19 protein-coding genes and 1 tRNA gene are annotated in these 23,171 nt (G+C 67.2%); 11 read left to right on the forward strand and 9 right to left on the reverse strand.

All coding sequences use genetic code 11. The annotated features are described in order from the left end of the window. The first annotated feature begins 9 nt into the window (after positions 1-9). From QH195_RS07070 to QH195_RS07085, 4 genes are all read left to right on the forward strand, one after another. On the forward strand, positions 10-660 hold the full coding sequence (locus QH195_RS07070; RefSeq protein WP_280425399.1) for a GNAT family N-acetyltransferase: 651 nt from the start codon (positions 10-12) through the stop codon (positions 658-660). 260 nt (positions 661-920) lie between these two features. Further along, the gene (sepX, locus tag QH195_RS07075) at positions 921-1,940 is read left to right on the forward strand and encodes a divisome protein SepX/GlpR (RefSeq protein ID WP_280434779.1); all 1,020 of its coding nucleotides are present in this window, start codon (positions 921-923) and stop codon (positions 1,938-1,940) included. Positions 1,941-2,062: 122 nt separating this feature from the next. Continuing rightward, positions 2,063-2,135 (forward strand) — tRNA-Ala (locus QH195_RS07080). Positions 2,136-2,579: 444 nt separating this feature from the next. Beyond that, entirely contained in the window at positions 2,580-3,071 is a 492-nt protein-coding gene (locus QH195_RS07085; protein ID WP_280434780.1) for a DUF4254 domain-containing protein, read from the forward strand. Positions 3,072-3,191: 120 nt separating this feature from the next. Here the strand turns inward: QH195_RS07085 and QH195_RS07090 are convergent, their stop codons facing one another. From QH195_RS07090 to QH195_RS07115, 6 genes are all read right to left on the reverse strand, one after another. Beyond that, entirely contained in the window at positions 3,192-4,319 is a 1,128-nt protein-coding gene (locus QH195_RS07090; RefSeq protein ID WP_280434781.1) for a glycosyltransferase, read from the reverse strand. Between the two features lie 89 nt (positions 4,320-4,408). After that, entirely contained in the window at positions 4,409-6,244 is a 1,836-nt protein-coding gene (locus tag QH195_RS07095) for a bifunctional diguanylate cyclase/phosphodiesterase (protein ID WP_348537345.1), read from the reverse strand. A 43-nt stretch (positions 6,245-6,287) separates the two neighbouring features. Next, positions 6,288-8,432: an Rv1355c family protein gene (locus QH195_RS07100; RefSeq protein WP_280434782.1), complete on the reverse strand. Its 2,145-nt coding sequence runs from the start codon at positions 8,430-8,432 to the stop codon at positions 6,288-6,290. Further along, positions 8,422-9,198 (reverse strand): hypothetical protein, encoded by a 777-nt coding sequence (locus QH195_RS07105; protein ID WP_280425405.1) that lies wholly within the window; start codon positions 9,196-9,198, stop codon positions 8,422-8,424. The genes QH195_RS07100 and QH195_RS07105 overlap by 11 nt, the downstream gene beginning before the upstream one ends. Positions 9,199-9,467: 269 nt before the next feature. Then, a complete protein-coding gene (locus QH195_RS07110) occupies positions 9,468-9,923 on the reverse strand; it encodes an effector binding domain-containing protein (RefSeq protein WP_280434783.1) in 456 nt (151 codons plus the stop codon). Next, entirely contained in the window at positions 9,920-10,363 is a 444-nt protein-coding gene (locus QH195_RS07115) for a GyrI-like domain-containing protein (RefSeq protein WP_280425407.1), read from the reverse strand. The genes QH195_RS07110 and QH195_RS07115 overlap by 4 nt, the downstream gene beginning before the upstream one ends. Positions 10,364-10,812: 449 nt before the next feature. On the opposite strand from QH195_RS07115, the gene QH195_RS07120 reads away from it, so the two are divergent. Both QH195_RS07120 and QH195_RS07125 read left to right on the forward strand, forming a co-directional pair. Beyond that, positions 10,813-13,026, forward strand: a complete 2,214-nt coding sequence (locus tag QH195_RS07120) for a hypothetical protein (RefSeq protein ID WP_280434784.1) — start codon at positions 10,813-10,815, stop codon at positions 13,024-13,026. Positions 13,027-13,123: 97 nt separating this feature from the next. Beyond that, positions 13,124-14,038 carry an SDR family oxidoreductase gene (locus tag QH195_RS07125; protein WP_280434785.1) on the forward strand — a complete coding sequence of 305 codons (915 nt, stop codon included), beginning with the start codon at positions 13,124-13,126 and terminating at the stop codon, positions 14,036-14,038. Here the strand turns inward: QH195_RS07125 and soxR are convergent. Beyond that, on the reverse strand, positions 13,959-14,534 hold the full coding sequence (gene soxR, locus QH195_RS07130; RefSeq protein ID WP_280434786.1) for a redox-sensitive transcriptional activator SoxR: 576 nt from the start codon (positions 14,532-14,534) through the stop codon (positions 13,959-13,961). The genes QH195_RS07125 and soxR overlap by 80 nt on opposite strands. A 130-nt stretch (positions 14,535-14,664) precedes the next feature. Here soxR and arcA point away from each other — a divergent pair, with 130 nt between their 5' ends. Further along, positions 14,665-15,924, forward strand: a complete 1,260-nt coding sequence (gene arcA / locus QH195_RS07135; RefSeq protein ID WP_280434787.1) for an arginine deiminase — start codon at positions 14,665-14,667, stop codon at positions 15,922-15,924. Positions 15,925-15,954: 30 nt separating this feature from the next. Next, positions 15,955-16,314: a GntR family transcriptional regulator gene (locus QH195_RS07140; RefSeq protein WP_280425412.1), complete on the forward strand. Its 360-nt coding sequence runs from the start codon at positions 15,955-15,957 to the stop codon at positions 16,312-16,314. 13 nt (positions 16,315-16,327) lie between these two features. Here the strand turns inward: QH195_RS07140 and QH195_RS07145 are convergent, their stop codons facing one another. Beyond that, complete coding sequence (locus QH195_RS07145) at positions 16,328-17,953, reverse strand: dolichyl-phosphate-mannose--protein mannosyltransferase (RefSeq protein ID WP_280434788.1); 1,626 nt, start codon at positions 17,951-17,953, stop codon at positions 16,328-16,330. Between the two features lie 771 nt (positions 17,954-18,724). Between QH195_RS07145 and rsmI the strand changes: the two genes are divergently transcribed. Beyond that, positions 18,725-19,570: a 16S rRNA (cytidine(1402)-2'-O)-methyltransferase gene (gene rsmI, locus QH195_RS07150; RefSeq protein WP_280419779.1), complete on the forward strand. Its 846-nt coding sequence runs from the start codon at positions 18,725-18,727 to the stop codon at positions 19,568-19,570. Between the two features lie 160 nt (positions 19,571-19,730). Here the strand turns inward: rsmI and metG are convergent, their stop codons facing one another. Further along, entirely contained in the window at positions 19,731-21,296 is a 1,566-nt protein-coding gene (gene metG, locus QH195_RS07155; RefSeq protein ID WP_280434789.1) for a methionine--tRNA ligase, read from the reverse strand. A gap of 361 nt (positions 21,297-21,657) precedes the next feature. Here metG and QH195_RS07160 point away from each other — a divergent pair, with 361 nt between their 5' ends. Both QH195_RS07160 and QH195_RS07165 read left to right on the forward strand, forming a co-directional pair. Next, complete coding sequence (locus tag QH195_RS07160; RefSeq protein ID WP_280434790.1) at positions 21,658-22,491, forward strand: TatD family hydrolase; 834 nt, start codon at positions 21,658-21,660, stop codon at positions 22,489-22,491. A gap of 151 nt (positions 22,492-22,642) precedes the next feature. Next, positions 22,643-22,834 (forward strand): hypothetical protein, encoded by a 192-nt coding sequence (locus tag QH195_RS07165; protein ID WP_280434791.1) that lies wholly within the window; start codon positions 22,643-22,645, stop codon positions 22,832-22,834. The last annotated feature ends 337 nt before the right edge of the window (positions 22,835-23,171 follow it).

Raw genomic sequence — 23,171 nt, forward strand, 5'->3', positions numbered from 1 at the left:
GTGGAGTCCATGAACGTATTCCGGGCTACGCAGCACCCCGGGTGGCCCGCGCATCTGGGTCCGGTGCGCGTGGCGGCCGGTGAGGTCACGTTGCGGCCGGTGCGGTTACGGGATGCCGCGGCGTGGAGCCGGATCCGGTTGCGGGATCACGACCATCTGGAACCGTGGGAGCCGACGGGCCGCGGCGCCTGGGACGCGCGCAATCATGCGTCGAACTGGCCACCGTTGTGGTCGAGCCTGAAGGCCGAGGCGCGTCGCGGGGCGATGATTCCGCTGGTGATCGAGGTGGACGGTGCGTTCAGCGGCCAGCTCACGGTCGGCAATATCGTGCGCGGCGCTCTGCGTTCGGCGTGGATCGGATACTGGGTCACCCGGGATCTGGGTGGACAGGGGGTCGCGACCGCGGCTCTGGCGCTGGGGCTCGACCACTGTTTCGGCCCGGTCGGGTTGCATCGGGTCGAGGCCACGGTCCGCCCGGAGAATCTGGCCAGTCAGGCGGTGTTGCGCAATGTCGGCTTTCGTGAAGAGGGTTTGCTGCGTAGGTATCTCGATGTGGACGGGGCCTGGCGCGATCATCTGCTCGTCGCCATGACGGCGGAAGAGTTGTCGGGCAGGGTGGTCGACAGGCTGGCTCGGGAAGGGCGGTTGACGCTGCGCTGAACCCGCGCCGGGAACCGGCCTGTTCGGTCCCGCGCTGGTGGAAATGTGACTCATGTGGCGTATGTGCACGGCGCGCCTGCCGTGTTGTACCCCTACTCGGAATTAACCTACGGACGTCGGTGGTGCGCCTCGCGCCATCGGCGGGAAGCTCGTACCACGATCTGCGAGACGTGCCCGCGGGGAAGAACTCCGGCGTCGGGACGCACCGGTCATGGCGTGGGCTTGGACGACGACCATGCAGGACGGAGGTGCTGACGACGATGCCGAACTCGATCCTGTGGATCGGCCTGGTCGTGCTGTGGGTCTTCGTCCTGTTTCCTATCCTCGCCGACCGGCACCCGAGAATTCGCCGGACAACGGACACCGCCCTGGCTACGCGGGTACTGCATCGTGGAGATTCCAAACGGCGCAAGGGAAGTGGGTATGTCCGCAAGAAGCGGTCCGGCCGGCCCTATCGAAAGCGTCACCACGGCAACGATGCGGAGGATCGCATGACCACAACAGCCGAGGAGACCGTCACCGAGGCTGACGAGAAATTACCGCACACCGACTCCGGCGACGGGTCGGCCGATATCTTCGACGATTTCGAAACCCCGGAAGAATTCGAGGACGACCCGGATTCCGACGACGACACGGAAGCCGCGCCGGCCGGCGATACCGCGGCGGAAACCGAACCGCTCGGCGGGGACGCGATGGACACCGCGCCCGCCCGGATTCCGCCCGTCCGCTCCGGTGCCCGGCGCGCGCCCGAAGCATTCGACGACGAGGGAGATTTCGTCCCCACGAGGCGCGGACGCGGCGGCTACGACCCCGAGGCCGATGCCATCGCCCGCGCCGCCCGCTACACCTTCCGGCAACGCGCCGTGGTGGCCCTCATCCTCGGCACGGTGCTCTGCGGCGGTCTCGCAGTGGCCATCGGCCCGCTCTTCTGGTGGGGATGCGGCGGCGCACTGCTGTCGCTGGTCACCTATCTCGGATACCTGCGCAAGCAGGTGCGGATCGAACAGGAGATCCGGCGGCGGCGCAGCGCCCGGCTGGCCGACCGTGATCGGGACCTCGGCGACGAGCCGGTCGAGACCGAGGAGTCCGCCGACCAGACCGCCGCCCGGCCCGGTATGGACCGCGATACCGCCCGCGCTCTGCGGCGCCGCTCGCATCTGCTCGAACCGGATGACGAAGACCCTGTCTTCGAGCATCTGGACGCCTACGACGCCACCATTGCGCGGACGGTGCGCCACCGCGCCAGCGGCGGCGATATCCGTCGCGCGGCCGGGGCGTGAACGAGGCCGGACAACGCTGTCCCATTGTCCCTTGCCGCGGAATATGCGCAGGTCAGCACCTCGATTCGGTGTAAGGTAACCCGGTTTGCTAGAGTGGCACAGCGCGGTTCACCGAGCCGCACGGGGCTATAGCGCAGTTGGTAGCGCGTCTCGTTCGCATCGAGAAGGTCAGGGGTTCGATTCCCCTTAGCTCCACAAATCAAGAAACCCCTCTGGCCAAGAAGTGGCAGAGGGGTTTTCTGTTTCGAGGGGTGTCCGGCAATCCGGTGGGCCTCTCGCTCGGTATCGGTCGGTCGTCCGTCGCCGCGCCACCACTTCTTACGCAGCGTCGTGGCTGTGGGAGGCACGGGATCTCCACGAGGACCGAACTACGCCCGGCCCAGATTCGGAGTGCTGAATGCCGGATTTGCCGGCGAGGCGACGCGTGGGGGCGGGTCCGAGTCGGCAGGTGACCCTCGGCCGGTATCTGCGGGGATCGCTTTGTGTTGTGCGGCCGCCGGTCACAGCTCAGGATGTGATCTGCTCCAAAGAGCGAATGCAATAGTGCGTTTCTCCAGCGGTCGGTGATGTGTATCAACTATTGTCACCGACTGAACAAAACCTATCCGATACGCGGTACGACCGAATCGAGAGCCGATCATGTTTGAACAGAGTGTGATGGTGCCGGGTGACGTTCGAACGGGGCAACAGGTAGTGCCTCCGAGGGGCGGTCTGCCGACAGCGACGCAGCTGCTGTGCAGTTTTCAGGGGACCAAATTTGCCGATCACGATCTGCTGAGCTCGGCCCATGCGCTGGCGGCGTTGCATGCCCGCCGGGCCACCATGCGGGACTCGCACCTGGTGGCCGAGGTGGACAACCGCCGCCGCGAGCTGGTCGAGGAGATCGACGACTGGATCGTCGAACGAGGATCACTACCTCGCGACGGTTCGATTCACACCGAAACGCTGGGTGCCGTGATCGATCGCCTGGCCTGGGGCTGGGTGTACGCCAACGAGGTGATCGAAACCGACGGGGCGCGCGATCAGCACGCGCGAAAACGCTGGCACCGCCTGGCCGAATTGATCGACGGCTACACCGAATTGATCGGCGATATCGTCGGCGGCCGTCGGCGGCTCCCCGCGCGGGTGTGATCGTTCGCGGTGCCCGGCCGGTGTGGCCCCGGGCACCGCGATATCGCGATACGAATTGTGCGGCGGCACACGATCGAATCACCCGGTGTGCAAGTCTCGGTTGTTCGAGGAGCCTGTCGCTCAGCGGTCCAGTACCGACAGCATTCCCGAAACGGCTGCCGGCCAGGTGAATTGTTCGGCTCGCTGCCGGGCCGCGCCCCGACGCTGCGCGGGCGGCCTGGCGAGCACATCGTTGACTGCCCGGGCGAATGCGGCCGGGTCGTCGGCGGCCACGGCGCCGCAATCGGCGGTCACGATATCGGCCAGTGCCGACGACCGGCTGGCCACCACCGGAGTGCCTGCGGCGAGGGCCTCCAGGGCCGCCAGCCCGAACGTTTCGTGTGGGCCGGGGGCGAGCGAGATATCCGCGGTGGCCAGCAATCTGGCCACTTCGGTGCGATCGGTGATGAACCCGGTGAAATGGACCGCGGGCCGGCCCCCCGGAAGAACCGGCACCGACCGGGCCCGTCGTTCCAGCGCCTCCCGCCGTGGACCGTCACCGGCGACCACCAGGCGCGCTTCCACCCCATCGCGGCGCAACTCGGCGACTGCCTCGATACTGCGGTCGGCCCGCTTCTCGACCGACAGCCGTCCGCAGTGCACAAGTAGTGGGTGGCCGGGCACACCGAGGTCCGCGCGTAGGCCGTGATCGTGGCGGTGCGGATTGAACAGGTCCAGATCGACCCCCAGCGGAACCATCTCGACATTGGGGGCGTCGATACGCCGGAATTCGGCCCGGGCGAATTCGGTGGTGCAGACGACCATGTCGTACTGGTCTGCCGTGTGCCGGTTGGCGATATCGGCGAGGCGGCGGGCATACCGGTGCGGCATGATCTGCCCCAGGAGGCGATCGAGCCGTTCATGCGAGATCATCACACCCGCCACCCCGCGGCGCCGGGCCCAGCGCCCGAAGCCGCGCAACGTCAACCGGTCGGATACTTCGAGCGCGTCGGGTCGCAGGCCGGTGAGGGTATCGGCCACCCGCCGCGGGTCGGCGGCGCGGTAGCCGCCGGTCCCCGGGATGGGCAGCGCGGGGAGGGTGATCCGCACTACCCCGCTCGGCAGGATGTCCTCGGCACGGCGTGGCCCGGGCACGATCAGCACGACTTCGTGCCCGGCGGCCACATACCCTTCACCCAGGTGGTGCAGCGCGGTACGCAACCCCCCGGAGCGCGGTCCGTAGAAGTTGGCCAGTTGCACGATGCGCACGTCGCCGATCGTGGCCGGGTCCGGGTGCCCGCCGGAACCGAGCTGTTGAATCGGCGGTTAATACCCGGTGGTATTTGTGTGCCGGACCGCTACCGCTCCGGTTGGCCGCGGCCGGAGCGTGGCAGATCGAGGTTGAGCGGGATCCGGCCCACGCTGAGATGTTCACTGACCTCTTCGGCGGGCAGCGGCCGGGCGATCAGGAAGCCCTGGGCCCGGTAGCAGCCCAAACCGACCAGTGTGCGGGCGGCGACCGGCGTTTCCACACCTTCGCCCACCACACCGAGCCCGAACGACCCGGCCAGGCCGATGATCGATTTCACGATGGCGAGATCGTCGGTGCTGGCCCCGAGCCGCTGCACGAATCCGCGGTCGATCTTCACCGCGTCCACGGGCAGCGCCTTCAGGTGGGATAGCGAGGAGTATCCGGTGCCGAAATCGTCGATGGCGATCTGTACACCCATTCGTTTGAGCCCGCGCAGTGTCACCTGTGTGCGGGCCAGGTCCTGCACCACCACGTGTTCGGTGATCTCCAGGCAGATCGAGCTGCCGTCGATTCCGAAATGGCGCAGGATGTCCTCGATACGCTCGACGAAATCCAAGCTCACCAGCTGCACCGGGGAAACGTTGATCCGCATGACCATATTCGTCGCCAAGCCTTGGCGCCGCCAGCGCGCGAACTGCTCGCAGGCGGTGCGGATAACCCAGCGGCCCAGTTCACCGGCCAGATTGGTGGCCTCGGCCACGGTGACGAACGCGCCGGGCGGCAGCAGGCCGCGGGTGGGATGCAGCCAGCGGACCAGTGCCTCCATCGCGACGATGCGGCCGGTGCGCAGATCCACCTCCGGCTGGTAGTGCAGGATCAGCGATCCGTCGGAGACCGCACTGCGCAGATTGAGCTCCACATCGTCCTGCAGCTCGAACTGGGCGCGCATCGCGTCGGTGAACAGGGCGACCCCGTTGCCGCCGCCGGATTTGGCGGACAACAGGGCGTGATCGGCGCGCCGCAGCACATCGGCGACGGTGGTCTCCCCGGGGATACCCACCGCGACGCCGACGCTGGCGCCACGGCTCACCGACTCACCGCCGACGGTCACCCGGCGGCTGATGAGTTCCCGGATCCGGGTCGCCTCGTGTTCGGCGGCGACGGTGTCCATGGGTTTGGCGGGCACGATCACGAATTCGTCACCGCCGAGGCGGGCGATCATATCGTTGGGGTCGAGATTGTCCCGGAGCCGTTCGGACAGGGTCCGGATGAATTTGTCACCGGCGGTATGGCCGAGGAAATCGTTGAGGGCCTTGAGCCGGTCGAGGTCGAGGAAGAAGGCCGCAACGGGTCCGGGACTGCCGGCCGTCAACCGCTGTTCCATATGTTCGAGGAGTGCGCGCCGGTTCGACAAGCCGGTCAGGTCGTCGTGCAGGGCGATGAACCGGAGCTGTTCCTCGGCTTCCACCCGCGCCTGCAACTGGGCGAACAGGGTGGCGATCGCCTTGAGCACGTTGAGTTCGCGATTGCTCCAGTCGCGGTCGCCGACCTTGACGAACCCGAGCAACCCGGTGGATTTGCCGCGGGAGACGAGTGGGACGGCCGCGGAGCTGATATCGCCGAGCCCGGACGCGGAGTGGATTGTCTGCTGATAGTCGGCGGCACTGGCCGGGATCAGGAATGGTTCGGTGGCGTGCTCGAGCGACCGGAACACCGAATCGGCCTGGTCGAAATATACGACTTTGAGCGGATCGGGTTCGGGCACGTCCTGCCGCGGCGGCCATTCGGCCACCAGCACCGTCGACCGGTTCTTGGGATCGTTGTGCCGCAGGTAGCTGAAGTCCACATCGAAGTAGTCGATCAGCATGGCCAGCACCTGCTCGGTCGCCGACACCATGGTCGCCGAATCGACGCCCATCAGCTCCGCGGCGACCTCAGTCACCAGCGAGTCGAGTGTCCGCCGAGGCACCTGATCTCCGATCACACTAACCGCGGAGCCTTCCGCCCGGCACCGGGCGACGTCTGCTCCGCACGCTGGCAGCTGCCGCATAACTCAGGCGTAGTACCAGCGCCACGCTTTCTTGTTCCGGCACGTCCAGTATTTCCAGGAAACGACCCTGAAGTGTGGACAGTCTATCCGCGTACGCCGGAGAAAGTGCAGCCAGTTCGGTACGGGTTTGCGAAAACAGGAACACCGGCGACATCGGTTGCACCGCCAGACCCGACCGCTGGGCCTGGATCCAGACCCGGCCGACCGCCGCCCCCGCGCGGGCGTAACCGGTCAATCCGCCGCCCCGGGCGCCGGGTTCCCGGCGGAAGGTGACGGCGACGACGGCGGAACTGGAACCTACTCGGTCACGGGCGTAATCGCCGAGCGCGGCGCCGGCCGACCAGCTGTGCAATTGGGCCATCACATCGGCGCGTCGCCCGATCTGCATGGCTGCCCGCTCGTCGGGTGCGAGTTCCAGCGAACGGGTGTCGATACCGTCGGAGAAGTCGTCCCCGGGCCAGCGCATCTCCGCGAACATCTCCCGGTGCAGCTGAGGGGTGAGATAGCGAACCCGGTCCGATTCGGCCAGTACCTCGGCCATCGCCCGCAGGGCGGTCGAGGAGGTGGCGGCCCGCAGCTGTGCACCCTCGGCGGCGGCCGCGGCGGTGAGCCCGGCCAGCACAGGCTCCGGGATCCGGCCGCCATGGCCGATCCGGCGGTTGGTCTCCCGGGCGAGCGCATACGGATAGTCGGCGGCCAGCGCCGGGTCGGTGCCGGTGCCGGGCCGGAGCACCGCGGTGAGCGGGGCGTCCGGGGTTTCGGCGAATTCGTGGGGGCCGAGCTGATCGTGAGCAGCCGCCGCGACGCGCGCGTTGTACAGCGCGGCGCCCACGGCCACGGCACTGCCGCGATAACCGATATCCATGGCGGTGGTGTACTGCGGATCGAGCGTGATCCGGATTTCGTCCGCCGTGGTGTGTAGTGACCACGGTTGGATATTTCCGCCCGACGGCGCCCGCTGCGCGCACTCGAGGATTCGGTCGAGCGGCGCCGTAGGCGTCGGGTCGGCCCCGGTGTCGGTAGTGGGGTCGTCGATGTCCGGGTCCGGATCGGCGAGGGCGTCGAGGGCCTGTTCGATATCGAGCCGTGTGCGGCCGGACCGCAACGGCCGGCCCAGGCCGATCCGCCGCACCGCCGTCGCGACACTGGCCGCGCCGAGTACCACATCGCCACCCAGCTGCGGCCAGCTGTTCAGGGTCTCGCCGACTTCGACCAGGCTGCCCGCCATCCGGGCGGACAGATCGCGCGCGCCGAGCAACCCCACGACGTACGGCGCCTTGTCCCGGGTGGACAGGCCGCGCAACTGCGGGGCCGCGATATCGCCGAGCAGGCCGTGGAAGGGTGGACGGCCTGGTTCGAGATCGAAACGTTCGACGTCGAGCAGGCCGCGGTCGCTGGTCTCCATGATCAGCGGCAGCTTCCGGCGCCGGGCCGATTCCCGGACGAGCAGCTTGATATCCAGGGAATCGCATTCCTCCACGACGATTCCCAGCCCCTCGACGAAATCGTCGACGGTATCGGAATCCACTCCGCCGCCGCGCACCTCCACCGGCAGATAGGGGTCGAGTTCGGCGATCCGGCGGGCGGTCACGATGGCCTTGTTCACGCCGATATCGAAAAGCGTGGCGGGTACGCGGTTGAGGTTCGACAGTTCGAGTTCGTCGAAATCGGCGAGCCGCAGCGCACCGCACGCCCCCTCTTGGGCCAGCGTATAGGCGATGGCATGCCCCACGCTCTGGCCGACGACCCCGACAGTGAGGGTCTGCAGCCGCTCCTGTTCGGCACGGGTGAGTTTGTTGCGATTGCGGTCGAGCCGGATCGCGCGGAAGGTCCGCGGACCAGGGAGGACCAGCACGCTGCGCCGCCACGGGTAGTACACCCAGCGGTCGTCCGCCGGGCCTTCGCCGGTTTCCGGCGGATCGTTGAGCCGGCCGAACTCGGCGGCCAGCAAACCGCGCAGATCGTTGAATTCGATATGCGGTGTGCTGCGCAACCCGGCCAGTGCCCGTTCGTCGTCGGGATCGCCCGGGTCCAGGATCAGCGGCCGGTATTCCACTCCGAGGTCTGCTTCACCGACCATGTGACCGGCATTCCTCCCCACCGCGGAGCAACGGCCGGACCGACCGCGAGGACCTCGGTTCAGCTAATCCCATAGCGCGAAGTTCACCACGCATCAACAAATACTGCAACTTGTCAGCAAATACGTGATAGGTCCTGGTATCCCACCAGATCGGCACCGTTCGGTAGCGCTCGTCCGGGTAGGGCACGGGTGGGATCGCCTGCGCGACCACACCGCCGCTGGCGCGGTGCCGTTCGGTGGTGAACGAGGCGACCGTCGCGAATCCGTAGCGAGCGCCCAGCAGCCGCGGCGCGTGCGCGATGCACCGGGAGATCGCGGCGGCGAGATCGTTGCGGCGGGCCGCGTCGCGGGCGACCCAGACCGCGCGGGCTTCGACCACGCCGCGTGGAATACGCCGCGCCATCATGAGACTCAGGTCCGCCGCGCCCGGCCGCCCCGCCCACGGCGCGAGGGAGTCGACCTCCGAAACCCAGGTGTACGGTCCCTGGACCCGTAGGCCCCCGACCACCGTGCCGGTGGCGTCGGTGGCGGCGAAGAACAACGCTGTCGACCAGCCGTCGGCGACGGCGTCGTATTCCAATGCCTGTTCGTTGCCGAAGTGGCGGTAGGCGTGCTGTGCACCGGCCAGGTAGCGGTGCCAGAGCTCGGGGGATTGCTCGGGGGTGGTGGCGCAGATTTCGTAGCCGGAGACGTTGTCGCGAAATTTCGCAGCGCGGCCGTGGCGCGGGTGGTCTTCCTGGCCGACTGCGATCGTTTCGACAGTCATGGCAGTTCCTACTCTTTCGCCGCACGCCCGATGGGCGCACGGGATATGTTGTCCAGCAGCTCGTCCGACGCCCCGGCTCGTCGACGTGCCCAGTGCAGTATCCGTCATCGAAACACAATTGACCAGAACTCTGGTTAATCTTCCGAAAACTGATGCGAGATGTGACTGTTATCGCAGGTCAGGTCCGGTGATTCGAAAATGACCGGTTACCAGCAGACCGGTTGGTTCGGAGTTAGTTATCGTCCGGCAACGAACCGCTCGGGTTGCTGTCACGTGGCGATCGAAATGAACAGTTCCACCGATTCGGAACCGTGCCAGATCTCGATCTCCTCGCGGTAGGCGCGAGTTATCTCGGCCGAGGCCGTGGCATCGTCGACCTGGGCCCAGACGTCCTCGACGGGATCGTGGTAGTCGCCGTTCGGTACGAACCGCGCGTAGACACCCCGGGGGACCCGGACCAGTACGTCGCCGATGGGGGCGATACCCGGCTCGGGGTACTCGAAACACACCAGGGCGTTGTAGGTCCCGGTCGGGGTGCGGACGTACACGGTGTACATCGGGCGCTCCGCGTCGGCCGAGCCGGCGAATTCGGCGGCCCGTTCGCTGAGCCGGTCCTTGAGGAACTCGATGAGTTCGCTGTTGCTGACCTTGAAGCTGGGGCGCACCTTCGGCACCACCAGGCCGGCGTACACCGATTCACCGCGCACCACGATCGTGTAGCTCATCGGGGCTCGACCGCCAGATACAGCTCGATCTTGTACGCGTGCGGATAGAACTCGAAATCGCCGGTGAAGGTCCGGTTTATCTGGTTGTGCTCCTCGGCGTAGGCGATCTGGGTCCACAGGCTCGTCATGATCTGCGGGAAGTTGCCCACCGAGGAGAACTTCGCGTAGGTACCGCGGGGCAGGCGCGCCACCAGATGGCCGCGGGTGACCTCGTCGAAGGAGTGGCACTCGTAGCCGACGATCTGCGTGTTGTAGGTGCCCAGTTCGGGTGAGTAGTCCGTGTACGCGGTGGCCAGTGGTCCACCGAGTTCGTGATGCAGCACCGACGACCAGGCGCCCTCGAGGTCGCGGTCGCGTAGTTCACCGAGCGCGCGCTTGGGGCTGCGTACCGGAAGTCCGGCCACCCACGTCTCGTCTCGCTCGACGATTTCAAACTGCATGCAAGGACTCTTTCGAGATGTCTCCTGGTGGGCAAGCCGACCGGATGGTCGGCCGGAGCCGCCATGCTATCAACCTGCGCCGGTGCCGGTGGCCGGCCCGGCGACCGGATTTCGCGGACCGAGACACTGTGCGGCGTAAACCCACTATTGTGTACCGAAACTTGCAGACCGGCCGGTTCTCGGCAATTGGCCGGTAACTCACCGGCCGAATTTCGGAAAACGTTCTGGCCAGGAATTTCGGCGCATTCTAGCGTTATTCTCAACGCTGGGTACGTCACGCGATATTGTTTCGTAATTCACCGTGGTCGGCACGATACGCCACTGTCAGTTCAGCTGGACTTCATTCCGCGTCATTACCAATGCCGACATGATCGGCAGAGCAGGCCGGCGGGTGCCACCCGCGAAACCCGAACACACGACAACCGCGGCGTCGTAGCGGAGCGGCTACAGTGCGTATTCTCGGTGGCCGTGGACTCCCGGCAGCATGGGCGGGGCAGCGCCGGCGCCGTCTTTTCTCCGGCCTCGTCCTGGTAGTGATGCTCACCGTTTTCCCGGGCGGGCTGGGCGCGGTCGCGATGGCCCAGGACGGGTCGGGTGGGCCGGTGCCGAGCCGGATGGACGGCGTCGCCTGGATGAATATCCGGGATTCGGCCGGCGTGCATCTCGCCGACTACACCTTCGTCAGCGAGAGTGGCGGTCTCGTCGATCCGGGTGCAACGGTGGTCTGGACACTGATCGGTCTGGAATTCGTCGGATATATGGTCATCGTGACCACGGCGATCTGGTTCATCGGTTACGCACTCAGTTTTGCCTGGCTCGATCTGTTCGCCGACGCCCTGCAGGGGGCGGCGAACGCTTTCGCCGACCGGCTCGCCACGCCCGCTGTCCTGATCACCGCCGCGAGTATCGGGGCGTTTTTCGTGGCGTGGTTCGTGGTGCGCGGCTTCTACAGCAGGGCTGTTGTCCAGACACTGACGATGCTGATCGTGGCGGTGTTGGGTCCGCTCTTCCTGGCGGCCCCGCTGGCCGGTGCCCTGGGCTCGGACGGTCTGCTGGCGCGGGGGCGTGACCTGGGTGTGGCGGTCGCCGCCGGCCTCAACGGGTCGGACACCCGGAATCCGGATCTGGTGTTGAGCACTCTGCAAGGCGATATGGCCGATAATTTCGCGCGCCGTCCGGTGCAGGTGTGGAATTTCGGGCATATCGTCGACGACCGATCGGCCTGTGCGCAAGCGTGGTCGGCGGGGATGACGGCCGGTGATACCCAACGGACCCAGCGCGCACTCGGCGCCTGCGGCGACACCGCTGCGGTCACCTCGGCTCATCCGCGTGTGGGCCAGTTGGGTACCGGGCTGGTGCTACTGGCGTCGGCGGCCGTGCTGCTGTTGTTCGCTGTTGTGCTCTCCTTCCGGCTCATGCGGGCGGCGCTCGACGCCATCTACCAGGCGTTCATGGCGGTGTTCGGGTTCGTCGCCGGTGGTTTCGTCTACGGTCCGACTCAGACCTTCCTGGTGCGAAACCTGGTGAATTCGGGCATCGCGGCAGCCCGGATGTGCGCATACACCGTCTTCGTCGGTATCTACCTGTTGCTGCTGGGAAATATCTTCCAGCAGGCCCGGGGTCAGGTGGTCGCCGTGATCGTAATCGCCGCGGTCGTGGAAATCGTCGCCATATTCCAGCTGGGCCGATTGTCGAAGAGCCTCACGCGTGGTTCGGCGTGGGCTGCCAACCGGTTTGCCCTCGCCGTCCAGGGTGCTCCCGCGGGCTCCGGTGGAAGCGCGCTCGGGATCGGCGGCACCGGCGGCGGCGGTAAAGGTTCGGGCGGTGGTTCCGGGATGGGAACACTCGCGAGCCTGGCCGCGCTGAACACCGTCAACGCCTCACCGTTGACTGCCTGGCTGCTCGGTCGCACGCTGAATCCGCTGAGTCCGCTGGCCATCGGCAGAATGCGTAGCGATCGGGTGAATGCCGCTACGGCGGCAAGCCGGTTGGAATCGCATCAATGGCGCGCTCTGGGCCGGCAGAACTGGCGCCTGCTGGCACGCCAGGAAGCCGACGAATGGGGCGGTATCGAAACCGAGCTCGGTCTGAACCGGGCGCTGAAGTATCTCGAGAACAACCGGGTGCCGGCCGATATGCTGCCAGCGGTACTGCTGGATGCCGGGGCGAGCCACGAGCGAGTCCATCACCATATGCGGGCTCGGCAGACCCGTAACGACACCCGATTCCGCAATCCCTATGGGTTCCCGCCGTTGCAGAAGGCCGTCGCGTCGGGTAACGCGGTGCTCAACCACGTCGGGACGGACGCGGAAATGGCATTTGCCGCTCAGGCTGTCAGCGATGCCGACAGTCTCGCCCGCCACACACTCGCCCCCGACCCCCGTGAGCAGCTCGACCACGCATTCATCGCCCGGGTTCAGCAGCACTGGGATTCCGACCGGGCCTTGCGCGCGAATATCGATCCGGACGAGTGGAACATGGTCGGCCGGAACACGCGTACTGCCATCGCTCACCAGCTGGCCACCGAACATCTGGCCGCCGCCCGCGCCTACTCCGACGCGCCTACCGCCGCGCGCCGCGACCAACTGGCGGCCTCGCTGAAGCGACTGTCCAATCTGGACCACACATTGCCCGAGTTCGGGCTGGACCCCTGGGATCTGTGACCGCGGGCGGGTTGCCGAAGCCGGTGACCCGCCGTGCCACCGGGGCCTCGGCTCGGTACGCTGCTGCCGACAGCGCAGTCGTAGATCGGGAGTCGGCATGGGGCGGGTCAACCGCAGGAAATCGGTACAGGGCGCGAAAACACTGGTCACGGGTGCCGCCAGCGGTATCGGGAAGGCGACCGCGCTGGCGGCTGCCGCCCGCGGTGCGCGGCTGGTGCTCACCGATATCGACGCCGACGGGCTGGCCGCGACGGTCGACGAGATCGAGCGCGCCGGTGGAACAGTGCTCACCTCACGAGCGCTGGACATCTCCGACTACGACGCCGTCGCCGAGTTCTCCGCCGCCGTGCACGAGGGTTTCGGCAGCATGGACGTGGTGATGAACGTGGCCGGAACCTCCGTCTGGGGGACCGTCGACAGTCTGGAGATCCGGCATTGGCGCCGGATGATCGATATCAATCTGCTCGGGCCGATCAATGTCATCGAACGTTTCGTGCCGCCGATGGTGCGGTCGGGGCAGTCGGGCGCGCTGGTGAATGTCTCCTCCGCGGCGGGGCTGCTGGCACTTCCGTGGCATGCCGCCTACAGCGCCAGCAAGTACGGCCTGCGCGGTTTGTCGGAGGTATTGCGGTTCGAACTCGCCGAGCACGGGATCACGGTGCATCTGGTGACGCCGGGCGCGGTGGCGACGCCGCTGGTGCGGACCTTCGACCTGGTGGGCGTGGACAAGGAGAATCCTCGGGTGCAGCGGGTGACCTCGCTGTTCACCCGGCATGCCGTACCGCCGGAGAAGGTCGCCGCGGCGATCCTGAAGGGTATCGAGCGCAACCGCTTCCTGGTGTACAGCTCGTTCGATATCCGATTCGGCTACTGGTGGAAGCGGAAGTTCGCCTTCCCCTACGAATTGCTGATGCGGCAGGCCAATCGCCAGTTCAGCACGCTGAAACAGTCGGTGAATCGGGATCGGGCGGTGGAGAGCACGCCGGATCCGGACGCTCCGGCAGCGCACTGAGCGAGTCTCCGGGGTCGCACGGGCCCGAATCCGGGCAGTTCAGATGAACATCGAGGACACGGGCACCGGGGCCCTCGGCGCCGAGCCGGTCGTACTCGTTGACCAGTTTGCAGCTACCCAGCGACAGGCAGCCGCAGCCGATGCATCCGGTGAGGTTGTCCCGTAGCCGGACCAGCTGAGTTATCCGCTCGTCCAGGTCGGTCCGCCAAGCGGTGGACAGGGTTTCCCAGTCGCGCCGCGTGGGCGTGCGACCCTCCGGCAAACGGTCCAGGGCATCGCGGATTTCGCTCAATGGGATACCGACCCGCTGGGAGATGCGGATGAAGGCCACCCGGCGCAAGGTCTCCCGGGTGTAGCGGCGTTGATTTCCGCTGGTCCGGCGGCTGGAGATAAGACCTTCGCGTTCGTAGAAGTGCAACGCGGACACCGCCACTCCGCTACGCTCGGAGAGCTGCCCCGGGGTCAGTTCTTTGGTTTTCCAATCCGCTGTCGGCATCCGCCCTCCTCCGTCATCCTCAACCATACTTCAGGGTTGCTGGCGTTGTGGGCGGAATCCGGGGCAAATATGCCGCGAACCCGGCGGGAGCGCATATGCCGTCGAGCGCCACGCGCATTACTGTCGGGACATGGGATCAGATGCCGCATCCGATACCCGGCAACGGGACACGAACCACCCGGCCCCTACCTATGGGGTGACCAGCGAAGTCGGCAACCTGCGCGCGGTACTGCTGCACCGGCCCGGCGACGAACTGCGCCGGCTCACCCCGCGCAACAACGATCAGCTGCTCTTCGACGCCATCCCCTGGGTCGAGCGCGCCCAGCAGGAACACGACACCTTCGCCGCCGTCCTGCGCGACCGCGGCGTAGAGGTACTGCTCCTCGCCGACCTGCTCGCCGAAACCCTCGCGGTCAGCGGGGCCGCGCGGATCCAGGGCATCTCGGCGGCCGTCCACGCGCGCCGCCTCGGCCATTCACTGGCCGCCGAACTGGCCGCCCAGCTGCGTGGCGTGCCCGCGCCCGACCTCGCCCGAATCCTGATGGCCGGTATGACCTTCGACGAGCTGCCCTTCGCCGCCGACGACACTTCCCTCGTCCGCCGCATGCACCACGGCGGCGATTTCGTCATCGACCCGCTACCGAATCTGCTGTTCACCCGAGACTCTTCGTTCTGGGTGGGGCCCAAGGTCGCGATCACCGCACTGGCGCTGCCCGCCCGCGCGCGGGAAACCTCGCTGACCGATCTGATCTACGCCTTCCATCCGCGATTCCTCGGGGTCCGGCGGGCCTACGAATCGCATACCGCGCCCATCGAAGGCGGTGATGTGCTGTTGCTGGGAGCCGGGGTCGTGGCCGTGGGTGTCGGTGAGCGCACCACCCCGGCCGGTGCGGAAGCACTGGCCCGCAGCCTGTTCGACGACGGGCTCGCGCACACCGTTCTGGTGGTGCCGATCGCGCAGAACCGCGCCACCATGCACCTCGACACCGTATGCACCATGGTCGATACGGATGCGGTGGTGATGTATCCCGGGGTGCGGGAAACCCTCACCGCGTACACGATCCGCCGCGCCGGCGATACCGGCAGCTGCGTGGTCACCGGCCCCGAACCCTTCCTGCCCGCCGCCGCGGCGGCGATGGGAATCGGCAAACTCCGGGTGATCGACACCGGAACGGACGGGGTCACCGCCGAACGCGAACAGTGGGACGACGGGAACAACACGCTCGCCCTGGGGCCCGGCGTGGTGGTCGCCTACGAACGCAACGAGATGACCAATGCCCGGCTCGAGGACGCCGGTATCGAGGTGCTGCGCATACCCGGCTCGGAGTTGGGCTCGGGGCGCGGCGGCCCACGCTGCCTTTCCTGCCCACTTGCCCGGGATAGCGTATGAGAAGCGGCCGGATGCGGTAAGAACGGACCCATGTTCGAGATCACGGTGTCGCACGATTCGGGCGTCCCACCCTACGAACAACTACGGCTGGCCGTTATCGCCCGGGTCCGGGCGGGTGAACTCGTCGCGGGAACCAAGATTCCGACGGTGCGCGCGCTCGCGGCGCAGCTGGGCCTGGCCCCCAACACCGTGGCCCGGGCCTATCGGGAACTCGAACAGGACGGCGTCCTGGAGACCCGCGGCCGGCTGGGTACCTTCATCGCCTCATCCGGCGATCCCACTGCCGACGCCGCCGGCCGAGCCGCCGCGGAATACGTGGCGACGGTCCGCCGGCTCGGCTTGGACGACACGGCCGCGCTGCACTACGTGAAAACCGCTTTGATCGCTTGACTCCGTGCCTGTCTCATCGCCAACTGGGTAGCCAGAGGTGGTCCTGCCAGTTGCCGGTGGTGATGGGCAGGGCCGTGAGGATCGGCCACAACCAGATGAAATTCGCGATCACCAGGGCGAGATACAGGCATATCGCGAGCAGCCCGAGACTGTGTCGTTCGCTGGGTTCGGCCGGAAGGAACGGGCCGGTGCCACCCGGAATGCGGGCAGCACGTCGCCGTGCGGTGCCGAGTACATCGCCGAAGACCAAGGCCACCGCCATCACCAGGAACGGGGCCAGGGTGACCGCGTAGAAGTAGTACATTTGCCGGTCCAAGGTCAGGAACCAGGGCAGCAGCGCCGCACCGTATCCGGTGAGTACGGCCGCGTAACGCCAGTCGCGGCGCACCACCCAGCGCCACAGTCCCCAGGCCAGCACGGGCAGCGCGACCCACCACAGCGCCGGGGTCCCGATCAGCATGACAGCCTTCACGCATTCGCTCTGTCCGCAGCCGGTGACCCCGTCGTCGGCGTAGTAGTAGAGCATCGGACGCAGGCCCATCGGCCATGTCCACGGTTTGGATTCCCACGGATGATGATTGCCCGCAGAGTTGGTGAGTTCGGCGTGGAATCCGAGGGTGCGGGAGTGGAAGTACCACAGCGAACGCAGGGCGTCGGGAAACAGGTGCGACCAGAAACCGCCTGTGCCGATACCGTCCTCGGGAGCCGACGGATTGCCGGCCATATAGCGATAGACCGCGGTTTCTTCGCGGAACCAGGCGGCGTAACCGGCGAGGTAGACGCCCAGCGGTATCACGACCAGCGCGTACAGCGCCGGTCCGATATCGCGGACCGCCGTCCCGAACAGCGGTTTGCGCACACCGTAGGCGCGGCGCGCGGACAGATCGAACAACACACTCATCAGGCCGAAGGCGGCGATGAAGTACAGGCCCGACCATTTGGTTCCGCACGCGAGCCCGAGCAGGACTCCGGCGCCGAACCGCCACCAGCGCACGCCCAGCCGCGGACCCCACGGGGTTTCCGCGATCCGGCCCTCGGCGTCGGTGCGGGCCAGTCGTGCCCGGACCTGATCGCGGTCGACCATCAGACAGCCGAAGGCGGCGGTGACGAAGAAGGTGATGAAGATGTCGAGCATGCCGATGCGCGATGAGACGAAGGTGGCCCCGTCCGCGATCAGCAGGATGCCGGCGAACGCGCCCAGCAGCGTGGACCGGGTCATCCGCCGGACGATCCGGATCACCAGCAGCACCAGCAGGGTGCCGACCAGTGCCGCGGTGAACCGCCACCCCCAGCCGTTGTAACCGAACAGTGCCTCACCGAGGGCGATCATCTGCTTGCCCACCGGTGGATGCACCACCAGCCCATAACCGGGGTTGTCCTCGATACCGCCGGTCAGTATCTGCCACCCCTGGGGCGCGTAGTGCTTCTCGTCGAACACCGGGGTGCCCGCATCGGTGGGGTAGTTGAGCATGGTGAACCGCGTAACCGCCGCGATCACCGTCAGGAACAGGCTGACCACCCAGCCGCGCACGGTATCGGTGGGACCGAAATCCGGTGCGGGCCGCAGCGGCGCCGGGCTCGACCAGGTACGCGGCGGCCGCCAGGACGCGCTCGGGCGCGAGTCGGTCAGCTGATTCACGGCCCCGAGTCTATGGGGGTACCCACCGCGCGACGCCACACGCCCGAACCGGTCGCCTCCAGCACCCGAACAGCTAAGGCCTGACGGTGGACCGGAGAGAATCTGCCGACGGCCTTCTCGCCATAGGCTTCGCCTTCCACCGAACCCCGGCCGGGCGATCGCCGACGGGATCGAATCAGGGCGGCGGGCCGGCAGATGGCCCGATCCGCCCCCGGTCCGGCGCGCCATGGACGGCTGCGGATGCGCTGCAGCACTTGGTGGCGCGTCCATCGGAGTCGAGTTCGTGCGACCGTTAACGATCCTCCTCGGCTCGGCTCGGCTCGGCTCGGCTCGGCGAGCCGGAGCGGACAGCGAGATCCCGGCAGGTCCGCCTTACGCCGAATCGGGTGAGGCAGGCGGCAGCGCAGCTCGGACGCCTGATACGTTCCAGACTGTTGCCGGCCGTCGGGACTTGTGCCCCGCGGCGTCGGGAACGCGCACTCCGACCGCACAACATGGACTAGCGTGCCGGGTGCCGATGTGCACAGGGCTCGGGACCGTGCCTCCGGTTTCGGCCCCAGGAGAACCGACGTAACCAGCGGCAGTGCCGAGTCCGGCGAGGCCCTGAAAGGTTTCGGCCCGTCCCTGCTTTCCGTGCTCGATGCGATGCGCCGCAGGCACGAGTGTCGAGTGCGGAAAGCAGGGATCTCAGGGGGGCCGAAACCCGCGGCGCCGCAGGCGCCGCAAAATAAACACAGCAGGCCCGGATCCGCTGGGCCGGGTAGGAGTGTGGTGACACAGGGCGGACTGGTTCTGGCGGCGACCCCGCTGGGGCAGATCGGGGACGCCTCCGCACGGTTGCGGGAGGCCTTGGGGTCCGCCGATATCGTCGCGGCGGAGGACACCCGGCGTACTCGGTCACTCGCGGATGCGCTCGGTGTGGAGATCCGGGGGCGGGTGGTCAGTTTCTACGACCATGTGGAGTCGGCGAAGGTTCCCGCGCTGCTGGAGGAGATCGCCGCCGGCCGGACCGTGCTGCTGGTGACGGATGCCGGGATGCCGTCGGTGAGCGACCCGGGGTATCGACTGGTGGCCGCCTGCGCCGAACGGAACCTTCCGGTGACCTGCCTGCCCGGTCCCTCGGCGGTGACGACGGCGCTCGCCCTGTCCGCGCTGCCGGTCGACCGGTTCTGTTTCGACGGGTTCGCGCCGCGTAAGTCCGGGCGGCGCAAGGAATGGCTGGGCACTTTGGTTTCCGAGCGGCGGGCCTGCGTGTTCTTCGAGGCTCCGCACCGATTGGCCGAATGCCTGGCCGATGCCGTCGAAATCCTCGGCGGCGACCGCCGGGCCGCGGTGTGCCGGGAACTCACCAAGACCTACGAAGAGGTCGTACGCGGCACGCTGGCCGAACTCGCGGAGTGGGCGGCCGGCGGTGCGCGCGGCGAGATCACGGTGGTTCTGGAGGGCGCGAGCGCAACCGTCGCCGAACCGGAGGATCTGGTCGCGCAGGTCGAGGAACGCGCCGCCGCCGGGCTGCGGCTCAAGGACGCCAGCGCGGAGATAGCCGAGATCGCGGGGGTGTCGCGGCGCGAACTCTACGATGCCGTGCTGGCCGCCCGCCGCGCTGCCGTCGAGTGAGTGCGGCAGGCACCTCGGTACGGGATCGGTGGCGGCGACCGGTGCTGTCCCCGACGTCCGGCGCGCGAAACCTCGCCGACGGTCCGGCCGCCACGCCCGGCCTCCGAGTACCTACGCCGGAGATACGGCGTAGGTACTCGCCGGAGCGGCGCCCAGGAGATCACTCGTCGGTCTTGGGCTCCACGTAGCGCGGGAACACGGGTTCCGGGGCGGGCAGCGGGACACCGGGGACCAGGGGGGTGGCGATATCGGCGAAATCGCGGCGCGGCTGGGCGAGCAGGTCGAGGATCTTGGCTGCCGAACCCGGGATCGCCGGCTGGGTCAGGATGGCGACGATGCGGATCACCTCGAGGGTGACGTAGAGAACGGTCGCCATCCGGGCGAGGTCTTCCTCGGTACCGGATTTGCGCAGCGTCCACGGCGCCTGGGCGGTGAAGTAGCGATTGGTTTCGCCGAGGGTGAGCCAGATCTGTTCCAGCGCCAGGTGCATCTGCTGGACGTCGAACTCGGCCCGGCAGCGTTCCAGCAGGCCATTCGCGCGGTCGAGCAGGGCCTGATCGTCGGCAGTGAACTCACCCGGGGTGGGTACTACTGCGCCGCAGTTCTTGGCGACCATGGTCAGGCTGCGCTGCACCAGGTTGCCGAACTCGTTGGCCAGATCGGCGTTGATCCGGGACACGATCGCCTCGTGGCTGTAACTGCCGTCCTGGCCGTAGGAGATTTCGCGGAGCAGGAAGAATCGCACGGCATCGAGGCCGTAGGTGTCGACGAGTTCCAGCGGGTCGACCACATTGCCGACCGATTTCGACATCTTCTCGCCCTTGTTGTACAGGAACCCGTGCACGAATACGCGTTTCGGCAGTTCGATACCGGCCGACATCAGGAAGGCGGGCCAGTACACGGTGTGGAAGCGGGTGATGTCCTTGCCGATGATGTGCACATCGGCCGGCCAGAACTTGCCGAAGGCAGTGGAATCGGTTTCCGGGAACCCGACGCCGGTGAGGTAGTTGGTGAGCGCGTCCACCCAGACGTACATGACGTGATCGGGGTGGCCCGGTACCGGAACACCCCAGTCGAAGGTGGTCCGGGAGATCGACAGATCCTTGAGGCCGGCCTTGACGTAGCTGACGATCTCGTTGCGCCGGGTCGCCGGGGCGATGAATTCGGGGTGCTCGTCGTAGAGCGCGAGCAGTTTGTCCTGGTAGGCCGAGAGCCGGAAGAAGAAGTTGGATTCCTCGGTCCAGGTCACCGGGGTTTTGGTCTCGGTGGAGATGCGGCTGCCGTCGTCGAGCAGCGTGGTCTCCTCCTCGGTGTAGAACGCCTCGTCGCGTACCGAGTACCAGCCGGAGTAGTTGTCCAGGTAGATATCGCCGTTGTCGAGCATGCGCTGCCAGATCGCGATACTGGCGCGCTGATGGTCGGCGTCGGTGGTGCGGATGAACCGGTCGAAGGAGATTTCGAGGGATTTGTCCATCCGCTCGAACACATCGGAGTTGCGCGCGGCCAGCTCTTCCACCGGAACGTTCTCCGCGGCGGCGGTCTGCTGCATCTTCTGACCGTGCTCGTCGGTTCCTGTCAGGAAGAACACCTCGTACCCGTCGAGCCGCTTGAACCGGGCGAGCGCATCGGTGGAGATGTACTCGTAGGCATGCCCGATATGCGGCGCACCGTTCGGGTACGCGATGGCCGTGGTGATATAGAAGGCGGGGCGGTCGACTGCGCTCATGGTGCCTTGATTCCATCATGAGGACCGGTGTGAACCCGACTCGACTGCGTGTTCATGGCATCAGAGGGTACTGGCCCCGGTTCACGGGCGGGAAGCCGATTCCGGCTCCTGGCTCTGCGACGTCGGTGCTCCGCGCCGATGCCGGGCGTCCGCGCAGTGGCAGCGCACCGGCGGGTGGCTCCGTGCCGGAGTTTCCGGCTGTGTCTGTCGGGGTGCGCGGGCCGGGGTTGGCGTCGCTGCGTGAGGTGTCGTGTCGGGACGTGGTGGAGGACTCTACTGTGAGGACCGTGCTCCTTCGTGAATCCGTGCGAAAGTCTCACCGAGCTGTGAACTCGGCCGGCCGGCGATCGGCGGCCCTCCGATGAGTGCCCGCCGTCCCGCGCCGCCGCTGCCCGAACCGCTGGTACCGCTGGTGGATGCCCATACCCATCTCGATGCCTGTGGGGCCACCGATGCGGCCTCGGTCGCGGAGATGGTGGATCGGGCTGCCGGGGTGGGGGTGGGCCGGGTGGTGACCGTCGCCGACGATCTGGCCGCCGCCCGCTGGGCCGTGGCTGCCGCGCACTGGGACGATCGGGTGTACGCGGCGGTCGCACTGCATCCGACCCGGGCGAACGCGCTCGACGACGCCGCCCGGGCGGAGCTCGAGAAGCTGGCGGCCGATCCGCGGGTGGTGGCAGTCGGGGAGACCGGGCTCGACTACTACTGGCCGGGAAAACTCGACGGCTGCGCCGATATCGAAACGCAGATCGAGGGCTTCCGCTGGCATATCGACCTGGCCAAGCGGATCGGCAAACCACTGATGATCCACAACCGGGAAGCCGATCACGATCTGCTGACCGTGCTGCTCGACGAAGGCGCGCCGGAGACGGTGATCTTCCACTGTTTTTCCTCGGACGCGAATATGGCGCTGTCCTGTGTGGCCGAGGGGTACATCCTGAGCTTCTCGGGGAGCGCGAGTTTCAAGAACGCGCACGAACTGCGGGAGGCGGTGAAGGTGGTGCCGGATGATCAGTTGCTGGTCGAAACCGATGCGCCGTATCTGACTCCGCATCCGTATCGGGGTGCCCCGAACGAGCCGTATTGCCTGCCCTACACCGTGCGGGCGGTAGCGGAATTGCGGGCGCAGGATCCGGTGGAACTGGCGGAGATCAGCACGGCGAACGCGCGCCGGGTGTACGGCCTCACCGCCTGAAACCCCCATTGGCGGGAGGGTGATTTACCTCACAGTTTCTCGCGCGCCGTTTCGTCTAGCTGGGTCTCGGCAGCTGCGGACGGCCGCAGGACCGGTGGGTCGGTTCGTTGCGGTTGTCGTGGCCCCCGACCTTCGTTATCGTCCCGTGACCGTGTCACCCTTTGCGAGGATCAACTCCTCACGCTCGCCCCTGCTCTACGTGGCGATCGCCGCTGTACTGCTGACCCTGATCATCGGTGCGGGCGCGGCCATCGCCACGCACAACTCCCACAGTGACCGGGCACATTCGTCCCCGGCCGGTCACTCCTACCATCTGCCGGTGCAGCAGCCCGCCCTCGCCTAGCCGTATTTCGGCGACTGCCGACACTGATTCGGCGAGTTCACCCCCATGGGTGGGGCCCGCCCCTGGTCTGGAGCGACGGAGCGGGGGAGCGAAGCGGAGGAGCGGAGGAGTGAAGACCAGGGGTTAATAGGGCCCCACCCGCGAGCCGCGGAGCGGCTCCGAAATTACAGCCCGCCCCTCCACGGACGGGCCCACCCGACATTCGGGCTGATAGCGTCCCGGTGCCCGTGCCGCGGAGCTGGAGCGGCTCCGAAATTACAGCCCGCCCCTTTCGCGGACGGCCCACCCCGATATCGGGGTGGGCCCCCCCCGCTATCGGGCCGCCAGCGACCCGGTG

Origin of the sequence: Nocardia carnea, from assembly GCF_029868855.1 — a bacterium.
Taxonomy (GTDB): domain Bacteria; phylum Actinomycetota; class Actinomycetes; order Mycobacteriales; family Mycobacteriaceae; genus Nocardia; species Nocardia carnea_A.